The sequence below is a fragment of the Streptomyces sp. NPDC046335 genome (assembly GCF_055587985.1).
Map to the genome: position 1 here is coordinate 517,101 of NZ_JBVJFF010000002.1, position 14,650 is coordinate 531,750.

The window sequence follows — 14,650 nt, forward strand, 5'->3', positions numbered from 1 at the left end:
GCCCGGTTCTTCCGGAGATCGGTGGGACAAGCGGGTGCAAACTGCCGCTTCGACCACGGCGAGTAAGGAGATGACGCAGTGGACCTGGCTCTGGCGCCGGAAACATTGGCGCGATGGCAGTTCGGCATCACCACCGTCTACCACTTTCTGTTCGTCCCTCTGACGATCTCCCTCGCCGCCCTCACGGCGATCCTGGAGACCGCGTGGGTGCGCACGGGCAAGGAGCACTACCTCAGGGCGACCAAGTTCTGGGGAAAGCTGTTCCTGATCAACATCGCGATGGGCGTCGTCACCGGCATCGTCCAGGAGTTCCAGTTCGGCATGAACTGGTCCGACTACTCGCGCTTCGTCGGTGACGTCTTCGGGGCGCCGCTGGCCTTCGAGGCGCTGATCGCCTTCTTCTTCGAGTCGACCTTCATCGGCCTGTGGATCTTCGGCTGGGACAAGCTCCCCAAGAAGCTGCACTGCGCCACGATCTGGATCGTCTCCATCGGCACGATCCTGTCGGCGTACTTCATCATCGCCGCCAACGCCTTCATGCAGCACCCGGTCGGCTACCGGATCGTGGAGCGGGACGGCACCAAGCGCGCGGAGCTCACGGACTTCGCGAAGGTGCTCTTCCAGGAGACGGCGCTGGTCAACTTCTTCCACGTCATCTCGGCGGCCATCCTGGTCGGCGGCGCCTTCATGACCGGCATCGCCATCTTCCACCTGCGCAAGAAGCGGCACATCCGCACCATGCGCACGTCGCTGCGGCTCGGCCTGGTCGCGGCCTTCGCCGGCACGCTGCTCACCGTGGTCAGCGCCGACACCCTCGGCAAGGTCATGTACGAGCAGCAGCCGATGAAGATGTCGGCGGCCGAGGCGCTGTGGGAGTCGGAGAAGCCGGCGCCCTTCTCGCTCTTCGCGTACGGAGACGTCTCCAAGGGGCACAACGACGTCGCCATCGAGGTCCCCGGCGTCCTGTCCTTCCTCGCCAAGAACAACTTCAACGCCGAGATCCCCGGCATCAACGACCTCAACAAGGAGGCGCAGGAGAAGTTCGGGCCCGGCGACTACCGGCCCAACATCCCCACCGCCTACTGGTCCTACCGCTGGATGATCGGCTTCGGCGGGGTCTCGATGGCCCTGTGCACCGCGGGCCTCTGGCTGACGCGGAAGAGGTTCTGGCTGGCGCCCGAGCACCGCACCGGGGCGGACGAGGTGCCCAAGCTGATGCTCACCAAGAACACCGAGCTGGCCCCCAGGTTCGGCAAGTGGTGGTGGCGGCTCTCGCAGTGGACGCTGATCTTCCCCCTCATCGGCACGGCCTGGGGCTGGATCTTCACCGAGACGGGCCGCCAGCCCTGGGTGGTCTACGGCGTGCTGCGCACCAGGGACGCGGTGTCGCCCGGCGTCTCCCAGGGCGAGGTGCTCACCTCGCTGATCGGGTTCACGCTCATCTACGCCGTACTCGCCGTGATCGAGGTGAAGCTGCTGCTCAAGTACGTCAGGCAGGGGCCGCCCGAACTGACGGAGGCGGATCTGAACCCGCCCACAAAGATCACTGGACCCGGCTCCGGCAAGGGCCCGGACGCGGATTCCGACGCCGACGCCGACCGGCCCATGGCCTTCTCGTACTGAAGGAAGGAGCGACCAGGCCATGCAACTTCACGACATATGGTTCGTACTGATCGCCGTCCTGTGGATCGGCTACTTCTTCCTGGAGGGGTTCGACTTCGGGATCGGGGTCCTGACCAAGCTGCTCGCCAGGGACCGGGTGGAGAAGCGGGTCCTCATCAACACCATCGGCCCCGTCTGGGACGGCAACGAGGTGTGGCTGCTCACGGCGGCCGGCGCGACCTTCGCCGCCTTCCCCGAGTGGTACGCGACGCTCTTCTCCGGCTTCTACCTGCCGCTGCTGCTCATCCTGATCTGCCTGATCGTGCGCGGCGTGGCCTTCGAGTACCGCGCGAAGAGGCCCGAGGAGCGCTGGCAGACCAACTGGGAGCACGCGATCTTCTGGACCTCGCTGATCCCCGCAGTCATGTGGGGCATCGCTTTCGGGAACATCGTGCGCGGCGTGAAGATCGACGCCCACAAGGAGTACGTGGGTTCCTTCTTCGACCTGCTCAACCCGTACGCGATCCTGGGCGGCCTCGTCACGCTGACGCTGTTCACCTTCCACGGCGCGGTGTTCGCCTCGCTCAAGACCGTCGGCGACATCCGGGTGCGGGCCCGCAGGATGGCGCTGGGCCTCGGCCTTGTCACGGGGGTGCTCGCGGTCGGGTTCCTGCTCTGGACCCAGGCCGACAAGGGTGACGGCAAGAGCCTGATCGCGATGGTCGTGGCGGTCCTCGCGCTGCTCGGGGCCATCGGGGCCATCGCGGCCGGGCGCGAGGGCTGGTCGTTCGCACTCTCGGGCGTCACGATCGCGGCGGCCTTCGCGATGCTCTTCCTGACCCTCTTCCCCAACGTCATGCCGTCGTCGCTGAACGCGGAGTGGAGCCTCACGGTCACCAACGCCTCGTCGAGCCCGTACACGCTGCGGATCATGACCTGGTGCGCGCTCATCGCGACCCCCGTCGTGCTGCTCTACCAAGGCTGGACTTACTGGGTGTTCAGTAAGCGGATCGGGACGCAGCACATCGCTGATGCCGCGCACTGAGCCGCTTCACCGCGGAGATTCATCAGAAGGTCCCTGGCCCCTGGTCTTCCTGCCGGCCCCCCGGAGGGTGTGTTTCACGTGAAACCAATCGACCCGCGTCTGCTGCGGTACGCCCGTGCCACGCGCGTCTTCCTCGTCGCCGTCGTGGTTCTGGGCCTGGTCGGGGCGGGGCTGGTCATCGGCCAGGCGATGCTCATCGCCGAGATCGTGGTGGGCGCCTTCCAGAAGAGCTTGTCCGTCGCCGACCTGGGCACGCCGCTGCTGCTGCTCGCCCTGGTCGCGGCGGGCCGCGCTCTGGTCTCCTGGCTGACCGAGCTCGCGGCGCACCGGGCGAGTGCGGCGGTCAAGTCGGAACTGCGGGGGCGTCTCCTCGAAAGGGCGGCCGCGCTGGGTCCCGGCTGGCTGAGCGGTCAGCGCACCGGCTCGCTGGTCTCGCTCGCGACGCGGGGCGTGGACGCCCTGGACGACTACTTCTCGCGCTATCTGCCGCAGCTCGGGCTTGCGGTGGTGGTTCCGGTGGCGGTGCTCGCCCGCATCGTGACCGAGGACTGGGTGTCGGCGGCGATCATCGTCGTGACGCTCCCGCTGATCCCGGTCTTCATGATCCTCATCGGCTGGGCGACCCAGAACCGGATGGACCGTCAGTGGCGGCTGCTCTCGCGGCTCTCCGGTCACTTCCTGGACGTCGTCGCGGGCCTGCCCACCCTGAAGGTGTTCGGCCGCGCCAAGACCCAGGCCGAGTCGATCAGGAAGATAACCGGCGAGTACCGGCAGGCGACGATGCGGACCCTGCGCATCGCCTTCCTCTCCTCCTTCGCCCTGGAGCTCCTCGCCACGATCTCGGTCGCGCTGGTCGCGGTGACCATCGGTATGCGGCTCGTCCACGGCGAGATGGATTTGTACGTGGGTCTGGTCATCCTCGTCCTGGCGCCCGAGGCCTATCTGCCGCTGCGCCAGGTCGGGGCGCAGTACCACGCGGCGGCGGAGGGCCTGGCAGCCGCCGAGGAGATCTTCGAGGTGCTGGAGACGCCCGTTCCGGCCGCGGGGAGCGGGCCGGCTCCCTCGGGCGCGCTGAGCGTGGAGGACGTGACGGTGCGGTACCCGGGCCGGGGCGCCGACGCGGTCTCCGGGGTGTCCTTCACGGTGGGGGACGGAGAGACGGTGGCCCTCGTCGGGCCGAGCGGGGCGGGCAAGTCGACCCTCCTGAACGTGGTGCTCGGGTTCGTGGGAACCACCGAGGGGCGGGTCCGTGTCGGGGGCGTCGACCTGGCGGAGGTCTCGCCGGAGCTCTGGCGTGAGCGGATCGCGTGGGTGCCGCAGCGGCCGCACCTCTTCGCCGGGTCCATCGCGGAGAACGTACGGCTCGCGAAGCCCTCGGCGACGCCGGAACAGCTGCGGGACGCCCTGCGGGCCGCCGGTGCCCTGTCCTTCGTGGACGCGCTGCCCCTCGGGGCGGAGACGGTCCTCGGGGAGGACGGGGGCGGGCTCTCGGCGGGGCAGCGGCAACGGCTCGCGCTGGCGCGGGCGTTCCTCGCGGACCGCCCCGTGGTGCTCCTCGATGAGCCCACGGCGGCGCTCGACGGCGGGACCGAGGCGGAGGTCGTGGAGGCGGTTCGACGGCTGGTCGTGGGGCGGACGGTGCTGCTGGTCGTGCATCGGCCGGCGCTGCTGGCTGTCGCGGACCGGGTGGTGCGGTTGCCCGCGGCGGAAGTGCGGGCGGCGGGCGTGAGTGGGGCATCCGGACGGGGCGAGGGCACCGGCGGTGACGTGGTGGCGGATGACCGGGTCGCCCCCGCTCAGGACAGGGGTGAGGGCGAGGGCTTGGGCCTGGGCTTGGCCTCGGGGCAGGGGCAGGGCCAGGGGCAGGGGCAGGGCCAGGGCTCCGGCTCGGGCTCGGGCTCGGGCTCGGTGGAGTCTCGCGGGGTGCTCGCCCGGGTGAGGGTGGCCGCTCACGAGCGGCGGGCGCAGCTCGGGCTCGCGCTGCTGCTCGGGAGTCTCGCGCTCGGCAGTGCCGTGGGGCTCATGGCGACCTCGGGGTGGCTGATCTCGCGTGCCTCGGAGCAGCCGCCGGTGATGTACCTGATGATCGCCGTGACGGCGACCCGTGCCTTCGGCATCGGCCGTGCCGTCTTCCGCTACGCCGAGCGGCTCGTCTCGCACGACGCCGTGCTCCGCATGCTCGCCGACACCCGGGTCGCGGTCTACCGGCGCCTCGAACGGCTGGCCCCCGCCGGCCTGCGTACGGCCCGCCGAGGTGACCTCCTCTCCCGCCTGGTCGCCGACGTCGACGCCTTGCAGGACTACTGGCTGCGCTGGCTCCTGCCCGTGTCCGCCGCCGCGCTCGTGGGTACGGGGGCCGTCGGGTTCACCGCCTGGCTGCTGCCCGAGGCCGGTGCCGTGCTCGCCGCCGGGCTGCTCGTCGCGGGTGTCGGGGTGCCGCTGCTGAGCGGTGCCGTGGCCCGGCGCGCCGAGCGGAGGCTGGCGCCCGCACGCGGGGCGCTCGCCACGCGCGTGGCGGATCTGCTCACCGGAACCGCCGAGCTGACCGTCGCCGGTGCGCTGAATCGGCGTACGGCCAAGGCCAGGGAGGCCGACGCCGAGCTGACGCGTATCGCCTCCCGGCAGGCCGGGGCCACCGCGCTCGGCAACGGGCTCGGCGCGCTCGCCACCGGGCTCACGGTGGCCGCGGCCGCGCTCGTCGGTGTCCAGGCGGTGCAGGACGGGCGGCTCGGCGGTATCGCCCTGGCCGTCGTCGTGCTCACCCCGCTCGCCGCCTTCGAGGCGGTCATCGGCCTGCCCCTCGCCGTGCAGTACCGGCAGCGGGTCAGGAGGAGCGCGGAGCGCGTGTACGAGGTCCTCGACGCCGCCGAGCCGGTTCCGGAGCCCGCCGTCCCCGCCGAGGCGCCGGCGTCGCCCTTCCCGCTCCGGGTCGAGGCGCTGCACGCCCGCCACGCGGGGCAGGACGCCGACGCCTCCGCGCTCGCGGGCGTGAGCCTGACCCTGGAACGGGGCAGGCGGATCGCCGTCGTGGGCCCTTCGGGCTCGGGCAAGACGACGCTCGCGCAGGTGCTTCTGCGGTTCCTCGGCGCGTACGAGGGGACGTACTCGCTGGGCGGTACGGACGCGGCGACGCTGGACGGCGACACCGTGCGCCGCATGGTCGGGCTCTGCGCCCAGGACGCGCACATCTTCGACAGCTCGGTCCGCGAGAACCTGCTGCTCGCCAAGAAGGACGCCACGGACGCTGAGCTGTGGGCCGCTCTCGCGCGGGCGCGGCTCGACGGCTGGGCCGACTCGCTGCCCCGGGGGCTCGACACGCTGGTCGGCGAGCACGGCGCCCGGCTCTCCGGGGGCCAGCGGCAGCGGCTCGCGCTGGCCCGTGCGCTGCTCGCGGACTTCCCCGTACTCGTTCTCGACGAGCCGGCCGAGCACCTCGACCTGCCGACCGCGGACGCCCTCACCGCCGACCTGCTGGCCGCGACGGAGGGACGTACGACGCTGCTCATCACGCACCGGCTCGCCGGGCTCGACGCGGTGGACGAGGTGATCGTCCTCGACGGGGGCCGGGTGGCACAGCGCGGCACGTACGCGGAACTGGCGGCGGTGGAGGGCCCGCTGCGGCGGATGCTGGACGTGGAACTGGCGGCGGATCTGCTGGCGGTGGGGTGAAGCGTGTGCTGGGGTGGTTGGGCGGCTTCGACTTTCCCCTGTAAATAGGACTTACTAGGCTCAAAGGCATGTCCGTACCTTCGGCCTCCGCCGGTTCACCGCCCCCCGGCGGCACATCCCGCCCGGGACAGGCGGAGGCGCGGGCGGCGCGCGGCCTCCAGGGGCTCTCGCCCGAGCTGACCTCGCGGGTGCCGCAGCTCCTCGAAGCCATGCGGTCGGTCGGCACCGGGCTGGAGCTGCACGTCACCCTGGACCGCATCTGCGAGACCGCCGCCGAGCTCGCGGACGCCCGCTACGCGGCGATCGGCGTGGTCGCCGAGGACGGCCAAGGGCTCTCCGACTTCGTCCACCACGGCATCGGCGAGGAGACCGCCGAACGCATCGGACGCCTGCCCGACGGTCACAAGGGCCTGCTCGGCGCGCTGATCCACCAGCCGAGGACCCTGCGTCTCTCCGACCTCTCCGCCGACCCCCGCTCCTGCGGTTTCCCGGCCCATCACCCGCCGATGCGGACCTTCCTCGGGGTCCCCATCCACGTACAGGGGGAGATCTACGGCAATCTCTACCTGACGGAGAAGCGGAACGGGGCCGAGTTCAACGACGACGACGTGCACATCGTGCGCGTCCTCGCCGCGGAGGCGGGCATCGCCATCGGGAACGCCCGTCTGTACGAGGCCGCCAAGCAGCGCGAACGCTGGATCGACGGCTCGGTCGCGGTGACCACGGCCCTGCTCTCCGGCAGCGACGTGGAGGAGGCGCTCGCCGTCGTGGCCGAACAGGCCAGGCACCTCGCCGACTCGGACGCCGGGATCGTGCTGCTGCCCGACAGGGAGGGCGGAATGGAGGTCGTCGCGGTCTCCTCGGAGGAGCCCACGGGGGCGCTCGGCATGATCGTCCCCCCGGAGAGCCGCATCGTCGCCCAGCTCCTCGACGGAGAGCCCGTGTTCATCGACGACGCGGCGGGCGACCCGCGCGTCATGACGGAACTGGCCCGCCGCTACGGCCCCGTCATGCTCCTTCCGCTGCAGAGCGACGGCCGTGTCCTCGGCACCCTCGTCACGCCACGCGCGCGTGGGGAACGCCCTTTCAGCGAGGCCGAGCGGACGCTCGGCACACAGTTCGCCTCACAGGCCGCGCTCGCGCTGATAATGGCCGACGCCCAGCGCGACCGGGAGCGCCTCGCGGTCTACGAGGACCGCGACCGGATCGCCAGGGACCTGCACGATCTCGTCATCCAGCGGCTCTTCGCCACCGGCATGATGCTGGAGAGCGCCCAGCGCAGGTCGGTCGTGCCGGAGGTGCAGGTCGGCGTCGGCAAGGCCGTCGACGAACTGGACGTGACCATTCAGGAGATCCGGACGGCGATCTTCGCGCTGCATCAGGGCCCGGCCGAGGCGCCGTCGGGGCTGCGCACCCGTGTGCTGCGGGAGATCAACATGGCCGCCGTCCCGCTCGGCTTCAAGCCCTCGCACCACTTCGAGGGGCCCGTCGACACCATGGTCGGCGAACTGACCGGCAAGAACCTCATCGCGGCCCTGCGCGAGGCCCTCTCCAACGCGTTCCGCCATGCGCGGGCCGCCCGTATCGACGTCGTCGTCGACGCGACGGTGATCCTGCCGGACGGGCGGCAGGGCGTACGTCTGACCGTCGCGGACGACGGCGTGGGCATCGCCGAGGGCGGCCGGCGCAGCGGCCTGCGGAACCTCAAACGGCGGGCCGAGTCCCTGGGCGGCGACAGCTGGTACGGCCCGGGCACCGGCGAGGACGGCGGCGGCACGACGGTGGTCTGGCAGGCTCCGTACTAGGGCCTCACCAGGGCCTCACTAAGTCCTCGGCTCTGCACGCTCGGCCAGGATCTGTTCGATGACCACGGCCACGCCGTCGTCGTTGTTGGCGACCGTGCGGCCGGAGGCGGCGGCGATGACGTCCGGGTGGGCGTTGCCCATCGCGTACGACGTACCCGCCCAGGTCAGCATCTCTATGTCGTTGGGCATGTCCCCGAACGCGACGACCTCGGCGGGCGAGATGCCGTGCTCGGCGCAGTACAGCGCCAGCGTGCTGGCCTTGGAGACACCGGGGCCACTGATCTCCAGGAGCGCGCTGGGGCTGGAACGGGTCACCGTGGCCCGGTCCCCGACGGCCGCCCTCGCCACCACCAGGAAGTCGTCGGGCGCGAGCTCCGGGTGGTAGGCGAGGATCTTGAGTACGGGCTGCTCGGCCACCGCGGGGTCCGCGGGGGCCTCCGCGAGGAGCTTCTCGGCGGGCGCGACGCTCTCGCCGGGTTCCATGTGCAGCGGCGGATACGTTTCCTCGTGGTGCAGTCCCCCGGTCCGCTCCACCGCGAAGGACGTACCCGGCGACGCGGCACGCACCCTGCGGACGACGTCGAGTGCGCATGCCCGCTCCAGCTCGCGGATCTTGACGAAGCTGTGGGTGCCGGGGCCGCCGTGCAGATCGACCACCGCCGCGCCGTTTCCGCAGATGGCGAGGCCGTGACCGTGGACGTGGGCGCTGACGACGTCCATCCAGCGGGCCGGGCGGCCGGTCACGAAGAAGACCTCGATCCCGGCGGCCTCGGCCGCGGCGAGCGCGGCGACCGTACGGTCGGAGACCGTCTTGTCGTCACGCAGAAGCGTGCCGTCCAGATCCGTGGCGATCAGCCGCGGGCTCGGACGCGGGCTCGGACACGGCTCGGTCCTGCCGGTTCCGTCCGTCGTGGCCGGGGCGTTCGGGGCGGGGGTCTCGGGCCCTGGGGTAGCTGGGGTCACGCCATCGATTGTCCCGCACAAACGTGCACGGGCGTGCGCTGGGGCGCACATCTGAGTGCCGTCAGGACTTGATCGTGCCCGTGTTCAACTGCCCCGGCGCCTCCAGGGCGATCCGCTCGAAGACCTTTTCGTCCGCCGCGAAGTAGGTGTCCGGCAGCGGCCAGTGCAGAACGATTTCGTTGAAGCCCAGGTCAGCGTGGTGACCGGCGAAGTCGACGAAGGCGTCGAAGGAGTCCAGGGGCCGGTCGGGCGTGAACCCGGTCAGCAGGATCTTGTCGACTTCGGCGACATCCCGGCCGATCTCGTCACAGGCCGCAGCGAGCTTCTCGGCCTGCCCGCGGATGGCTTGAAGTGACTGCTCCGGGGTGCCGGACTCGAAGAGCTTCGGGTCGCCGGTGGTGACCCACGCCTGTCCGTGGCGCGCGGCGAGCCGCAGCCCGCGCGGCCCGGTCGCGGCCACCGCGAAGGGCAGCCGTGGGCGCTGCACACAGCCGGGGATGCTCCGCACCTCGGTGGCGGAGTAGTGCTTCCCCTCGTACGAGACGACGTCCTCGGTCAGGAGCCGGTCGAGAAGGGGAAGGAACTCGCCGAAGTGGTCGGCCCGCTCACGGGGCGTCCAGGGCTCCTCGTCGCTCGCCCGCAGCGCCGTGGCGTCGAAGCCGTTGCCGCCCGCGCCGATGCCGAGGGTGATCCGGCCGTTCGACACGTCGTCGAGGGTGATCAGCTCCTTGGCGAGCGTCACCGGGTGCCGGAAGTTGGGCGAGGTGACGAGGGTGCCGAGGCGGAGCCGCTCGGTGGCGGCCGCGGCGGCGGTCAGCGTGGGTACCGCCCCGAACCAGGGCCCGTCACGGAAGGTCCGCCAGGAGAGGTGGTCATAGGTGTACGCGGTGTGGAACCCGAGCTCCTCCGCGCGCTGCCAGCGCTCCCTGCCGCCCTCGTGCCAGCGGCGGACGGGGAGGATCACGGTGCTCAGACGCAGGTTCATGTGCCCGAGCGTATGTCCGTCCGCCGGCCGTACGCTCAGCGGACCCGGGAGCTGAGCCAGGGCGTGAGCAGCACCATCGGGATGTACTCCTTGTGCGTCTTGTCGCCGGGCAGCGGCACGACCAGGCGGTAGCCGGGCGGGAAGCGCCTGGCCCGGACGTGGGCGAGGCCGCCGAAGACCGAGCGCACGAAGGCGGGCACCTGGTCGCGCGGGATGTCGTGGCACTCGACGTCCTCGACGGTGATCAGGGTGTCGGCGTCACCGTCGTCCTCGGGGTAGAGCCGCACCGAGACCCGGGGCGAGCCGCCGAACTCCGCGAACGCCTCGTGCGGCAGCGATCCGTCCGGGTCCGTCGTCACGCCGAGACCCGCGGCGGAGCGGCGCGTCGTCCGGTCGGCGCCGATGTCGTGCGTGACCTCGATCTCGCGGTTGTACTCGCGGGCGATCTCGCGCAGGGCGTTGACGGCCGCCTCGGTGCTGTGCAGGTGCTCCATGGTGACGATCATGCCTGGTCGGAGCGGGCGGTACGGCGTGCCTCGGGTGCTCGGCGGGGCCCGGGGCGGCGGTTTCCCGCACGCTTGATCTCCGTCCACCGACTTTTCATCCATGAATTTTTGCTCCAAGGTTTGATCCACAACCAAGTCCGGTTATCCACAGGTTATTTGGCGTTCCTGTGGATAACCGCCGTAACAATTACGGCTTTTGGGTAACTTGTCCTTCCTGGCCCTGTGTTGCCGCCATGGAGTCCAAGCGCCGCGCCTGAACCTCCCGTTCAGCGGCCGCACCGATGAACTCCGCCGCCCGTTCAACGCCAACCAATGCCTCGACGGCCCGCATTGTCGTAGCCGGCAAGCTGACGGAAACTGTCCCGCTTGGCCGCTGAACGGGCTGCCCGGGGTCCAGGTGCTGTCGGAGATGCCGGGTGGCGAACAGGCGCATGGCCCGGGCCAGTTCCGCGTCGACCGACTGCTGTGCGAGCGGCCGGAGGCGGCGAACGAGATCGGCGGCTTCGGTCGCGTCCGCCTCGGTCGGCGGACGGCTGCCGAGGTAGCGCGCGAAGACGTGCTCCGTCGTGAACTCCAGGAAACGGGAGGCTATGTGCTCGACCTGTCCCCGCAACTCCCGCAAATGGGCGGAAATCGCCGACAGTGGGACCCCGGAGGCATGCAACTCGACGGCCACCGCCAGCTCTTGCGGGCTCGGCACCAGGAACTCGTCCTCGCGCCCCGCCACCGGCTCCAGCACGCCCAGCGCGACCGCGTCCGCGACCGCCTCCTCGTCCGGTACGCCACCGAAGGCGGCGTACAGGTCGGCACGGGATATCCGGTCGGCCTTCTCGTCCGTCCAGGGCCCGTCGACCTCCACGGCCAGGCCGAGCACCCCGCCGAGGCCCCGACCCGTGTCCCAGGCCTCTAGAAGCTCCTTGATGGAGGCCAGGGTGTACCCGCGGTCCAGCAAACCGGCGATCTGCCGCAGCCGCGCCAGGTGGGCATCGCCGTACACGTTGGACCGGCCGCGGCGCTCCGGACGGGGGAGCAGGCCGCGGTCCTGGTAGGCACGGATCGTGCGGACCGTCGCCCCGCTGTGGTGGGCCAGGTCCTCTATGCGGTACTCGACCCGGTGCTGCACGGGTTCCGTGGAGTCCGTGGAGTCCGTGGAGTCCGTGGGTTCGGTGGATTCCGTGGGTTCCGGATGCTTCTCGGTGCTCATAGCGGCGGCTCCAGCCGGGCGATCACTCGCAGGGCCCTGGGGGCGAAGCGGGACAGGAGCCGGGCGCCCCGGGCCTCAGGGGTGACCGGCACCACCGCCTGGTTCTTGGCGACGGCGTGCAGGACCGCGTCGGCGACCTTCTCCGGCGGGTAGTTGCGCAGGCCGTAGAGCCGGGAGCTCCGCTTCTGGCGGCGCTTCTCCTCCTCGGCGTCGACACCGGTGAAGCGCGCGGTCGACGTGATGTTGGTGTTGACGATGCCGGGGCAGATCGCCGAGACCCCGATGTCCTGGCCCGCCAGCTCCGCGCGCAGGCACTCGCTGAGCATGAGGACCGCGGCCTTGGAGGTGCTGTAGGCGGGCAGCACCCTGGAGGGCTGGAACGCGGCCGCCGACGCGGTATTGACGATGTGGCCGCCCTGTCCGCGCTCCGCCATCTGCCTGCCGAAGAGCCGGCAGCCGTGGATGACGCCCCAGAGGTTGACGTCGAGGACCTTCTTCCAGTCCTCGGTGCTGGTGTCGAGGAAGGAGCCGGAGAGGCCGATGCCCGCGTTGTTCACCAGGACGTCGACGACGCCGTACTCCCCGGCGACCTTCTCGGCGAGCTTCTCCATGGCCTGCTCGTCGGAGACGTCGACCGTCTCGCCCCAGGCCTCGGGGGCGCCGACCAGCCGCGCCAGCTCCGCCGTACGGGCCGCGCTCTCCGCGTCCCGGTCGACGGCCACCACACGCGCCCCGGCCTCGGCGAACGCGAAGGCAGTGGCCCGCCCGATGCCGCTGCCCGCGCCCGTGACCAGGACGAGCCGGCCGCTGAACCGGTCGGCGTACTTCCCCGTGGCCATGCGGTCCCGCGAGGCCCCGCCGCCTTCCTGGGCCGTCACGAACTCGGAGATCCACGCCGACAGTTGGTCCGGGCGGGTGCGGGGGGCCCAGTGTTTGGCCGACAGAGTGCGGCGGATCAGTTGCGGGGCCCAGAGGCCCAGATCGTCGTAGAGCCGCTCGGAGAGGAACACGTCCCCCGAGGGCGTGATGAGCTGCACGGGCGCGTGGGCATAGGCATCGGCGCGCGGTCTGCGCAGCCTCGCGCGGACGTTGTCGCGGTAGAGCCAGGCTCCGTGCGCGGCGTCCTGGGGCAGCGACGGCGTCGGATAGTCGCCCGCCGGGACCTTCTCCACGCGCTCCAGGATCTTCGGCCACCGCTTGCCGAGGGGGCCGCGCCAGGCCAGCTCCGGCAGGACCGGCGTGTGCAGCATGTACACATACCAGGACTTGGCGCCCTGGCCGAGCAGTTGGCCCACCCTGCGCGGAGTCGGCCGGGACACGCGCTTCTTGATCCAGTGCCCGAAGTGGTCGAGCGAGGGGCCCGATATCGACGTGAAGGAGGCGATGCGGCCCTCCGTGCGCCGCACCGTGACGAACTCCCACGACTGCACCGAACCCCAGTCGTGCCCGACGACATGCACCGGCCCGTCCGGGCTGACCGCGTCGATCACCGCCATGAAGTCGTCGGTCAGCTTCTCCAGGGTGAAGCCGCCGCGCAGCGGCTTCGGCGCGGTCGACCTGCCGTGTCCGCGCACGTCGTACAGCACCACGTGGAAGTCGCCGCCGTCCGCGAGGCGCCCGGCGACCTCGGTCCAGACCTCCTTGGAGTCCGGATAACCATGGACGAGCACGACCGTGGGCCGCTCCGGGTCGCCCAGCTCCGCGACGCACAACTCCACGCCGCCCGTCCGCACCCGGCGCTCGCGCGCGCCCTTCAGTCCCTCGGTGCCTGCTCCGGTCGTCATGCGGCGGCCCTCTCCTCAGCCCAGCGCCGCACATGCGGCAGGTCGTCGTCCAGCCAGAACGCGCTCTCCTCGGGATCCTTCGAGTCGGTGACGACCAGGATCTCCTCGAACTTCGCGCCCGTACCCCGGAATCCGAGGTGCGGTTCGACCGCCCAGAGCCCCTGATGGGGCGGGTGGTCGGAGAATGTGTAGGGGGACCACAGCGGTGACCAGCCGTCCCGGTGGCCATGGATCACGTCGCTCGCGAGCCCCTTCAGCGACTGCGTGCCGAACCCGAAGAGGTGCGGCGACAGACGGCGCTCCTTGACCCGGCCCACCTTGTGCGCGATGACCCCGAAGGGATACGCGCGATGACGGTTGGCATAGCCCTGGCGGACCATGAGACGGTCCACGTCCTCGTAGATCTCGCGCAACGGGCGGCGCTCGCGCACCTCGCGCAGGATCAGCTCACGATGCGCCTCCAGGTCGGCGAGGAGCTTGTCGTGCACTGGGTTGAGCCCCAGGCAGCCGGAGTATCCGACGTCGGCCGTGAAGCCCTTGTGCACCGGGGCCATGTCGAGGATGAAGGGCATCCCCGGCTCCAGCGCGCGGTTCGTGGGGAAGAACTGAAGCGGTATCCGGAAGTTCGCAAACGCGGTGCGGTCCCCGAACCAGGCGAAGGGCAAATGGAACCAGTCCCGCACACCCCGCTCCCGCAGCCACACGCGCTGCATCCGAGCGGCCTCGCGCTCCGTCACCCCCGGTCGGAGCTGCGCCGCGACCGCCTCCGCGCATTCATACGCGAGGGCCTGCACGTCCTTGAACCCCCGCAGCTCGGCGGAGAGTCCGGTTGCGCCTCCTGCGGTCATGACACCGTCCGTCCCGTGTCGGGCCCCCGCGCACAGGACCCGTATGAGTCCATCGTCGTACGCGGTCGGCCCGTCGCCGTACGTGCTCGTAACTTGACACTGATGAATGTGACAATGCACGGCGGCTACGTCAAGAGTTCCGCCGAAGCCTCCGGGACAGGTCCGGAAGTTCCCCCAGGGGACGACTTCCGGACGACCCTTACGGGCCCCTAATACTCCAGAGTGAGGGCAGCACAAGA

At 70.8% G+C, this 14,650-nt stretch carries 10 protein-coding genes; 4 read left to right on the forward strand and 6 right to left on the reverse strand.

Going from position 1 to position 14,650, the window contains the following annotated elements; all coding sequences use genetic code 11:
- Positions 1-78: 78 nt before the first annotated feature.
- The 4 genes from ACZ6JY_RS06155 to ACZ6JY_RS06170 all read left to right on the forward strand — a co-directional run bounded on the left by ACZ6JY_RS06155 (position 79) and on the right by ACZ6JY_RS06170 (position 8,121).
- Positions 79-1,623 carry a cytochrome ubiquinol oxidase subunit I gene (locus ACZ6JY_RS06155; RefSeq protein ID WP_469192710.1) on the forward strand — a complete coding sequence of 515 codons (1,545 nt, stop codon included), beginning with the start codon at positions 79-81 and terminating at the stop codon, positions 1,621-1,623.
- Positions 1,624-1,642: 19 nt separating this feature from the next.
- Positions 1,643-2,647: a cytochrome d ubiquinol oxidase subunit II gene (gene cydB, locus ACZ6JY_RS06160; protein WP_469192712.1), complete on the forward strand. Its 1,005-nt coding sequence runs from the start codon at positions 1,643-1,645 to the stop codon at positions 2,645-2,647.
- Between the two features lie 69 nt (positions 2,648-2,716).
- Positions 2,717-6,316 carry a thiol reductant ABC exporter subunit CydD gene (gene cydD / locus ACZ6JY_RS06165; RefSeq protein WP_469192714.1) on the forward strand — a complete coding sequence of 1,200 codons (3,600 nt, stop codon included), beginning with the start codon at positions 2,717-2,719 and terminating at the stop codon, positions 6,314-6,316.
- A 68-nt stretch (positions 6,317-6,384) separates the two neighbouring features.
- A complete protein-coding gene (locus tag ACZ6JY_RS06170) occupies positions 6,385-8,121 on the forward strand; it encodes a GAF domain-containing sensor histidine kinase (protein ID WP_469192716.1) in 1,737 nt (578 codons plus the stop codon).
- A gap of 18 nt (positions 8,122-8,139) precedes the next feature.
- Here the strand turns inward: ACZ6JY_RS06170 and ACZ6JY_RS06175 are convergent, their stop codons facing one another.
- The 6 genes from ACZ6JY_RS06175 to ACZ6JY_RS06200 all read right to left on the reverse strand — a co-directional run bounded on the left by ACZ6JY_RS06175 (position 8,140) and on the right by ACZ6JY_RS06200 (position 14,411).
- Entirely contained in the window at positions 8,140-9,084 is a 945-nt protein-coding gene (locus ACZ6JY_RS06175) for a Cof-type HAD-IIB family hydrolase (protein ID WP_469192718.1), read from the reverse strand.
- Positions 9,085-9,145: 61 nt separating this feature from the next.
- Positions 9,146-10,069: an LLM class flavin-dependent oxidoreductase gene (locus ACZ6JY_RS06180; RefSeq protein WP_469192720.1), complete on the reverse strand. Its 924-nt coding sequence runs from the start codon at positions 10,067-10,069 to the stop codon at positions 9,146-9,148.
- Between the two features lie 35 nt (positions 10,070-10,104).
- Positions 10,105-10,563 (reverse strand): hypothetical protein, encoded by a 459-nt coding sequence (locus ACZ6JY_RS06185; protein WP_469192722.1) that lies wholly within the window; start codon positions 10,561-10,563, stop codon positions 10,105-10,107.
- 199 nt (positions 10,564-10,762) lie between these two features.
- Positions 10,763-11,779, reverse strand: a complete 1,017-nt coding sequence (locus tag ACZ6JY_RS06190; RefSeq protein ID WP_469192724.1) for a MerR family transcriptional regulator — start codon at positions 11,777-11,779, stop codon at positions 10,763-10,765.
- Positions 11,776-13,563 carry an SDR family oxidoreductase gene (locus ACZ6JY_RS06195; RefSeq protein WP_469192726.1) on the reverse strand — a complete coding sequence of 596 codons (1,788 nt, stop codon included), beginning with the start codon at positions 13,561-13,563 and terminating at the stop codon, positions 11,776-11,778. The genes ACZ6JY_RS06190 and ACZ6JY_RS06195 overlap by 4 nt, the downstream gene beginning before the upstream one ends.
- A complete protein-coding gene (locus ACZ6JY_RS06200) occupies positions 13,560-14,411 on the reverse strand; it encodes a M24 family metallopeptidase (protein ID WP_469192728.1) in 852 nt (283 codons plus the stop codon). The genes ACZ6JY_RS06195 and ACZ6JY_RS06200 overlap by 4 nt, the downstream gene beginning before the upstream one ends.
- Between the last annotated feature and the right edge of the window lie 239 nt (positions 14,412-14,650).

Bases quoted from the DNA above. Each gene is read 5' to 3' on its own strand.
- cydB (WP_469192712.1), top strand. From the start codon at position 1,643: ATGCAACTTCACGACATATGGTTCGTACTGATCGCCGTCCTGTGGATC.
- ACZ6JY_RS06170 (WP_469192716.1), top strand. From the start codon at position 6,385: ATGTCCGTACCTTCGGCCTCCGCCGGTTCACCGCCCCCCGGCGGCACA.
- ACZ6JY_RS06180 (WP_469192720.1), bottom strand. From the start codon at position 10,069: ATGAACCTGCGTCTGAGCACCGTGATCCTCCCCGTCCGCCGCTGGCAC.
- ACZ6JY_RS06185 (WP_469192722.1), bottom strand. From the start codon at position 10,563: ATGGAGCACCTGCACAGCACCGAGGCGGCCGTCAACGCCCTGCGCGAG.
- ACZ6JY_RS06190 (WP_469192724.1), bottom strand. From the start codon at position 11,779: ATGAGCACCGAGAAGCATCCGGAACCCACGGAATCCACCGAACCCACG.
- ACZ6JY_RS06195 (WP_469192726.1), bottom strand. From the start codon at position 13,563: ATGACGACCGGAGCAGGCACCGAGGGACTGAAGGGCGCGCGCGAGCGC.
- ACZ6JY_RS06200 (WP_469192728.1), bottom strand. From the start codon at position 14,411: ATGACCGCAGGAGGCGCAACCGGACTCTCCGCCGAGCTGCGGGGGTTC.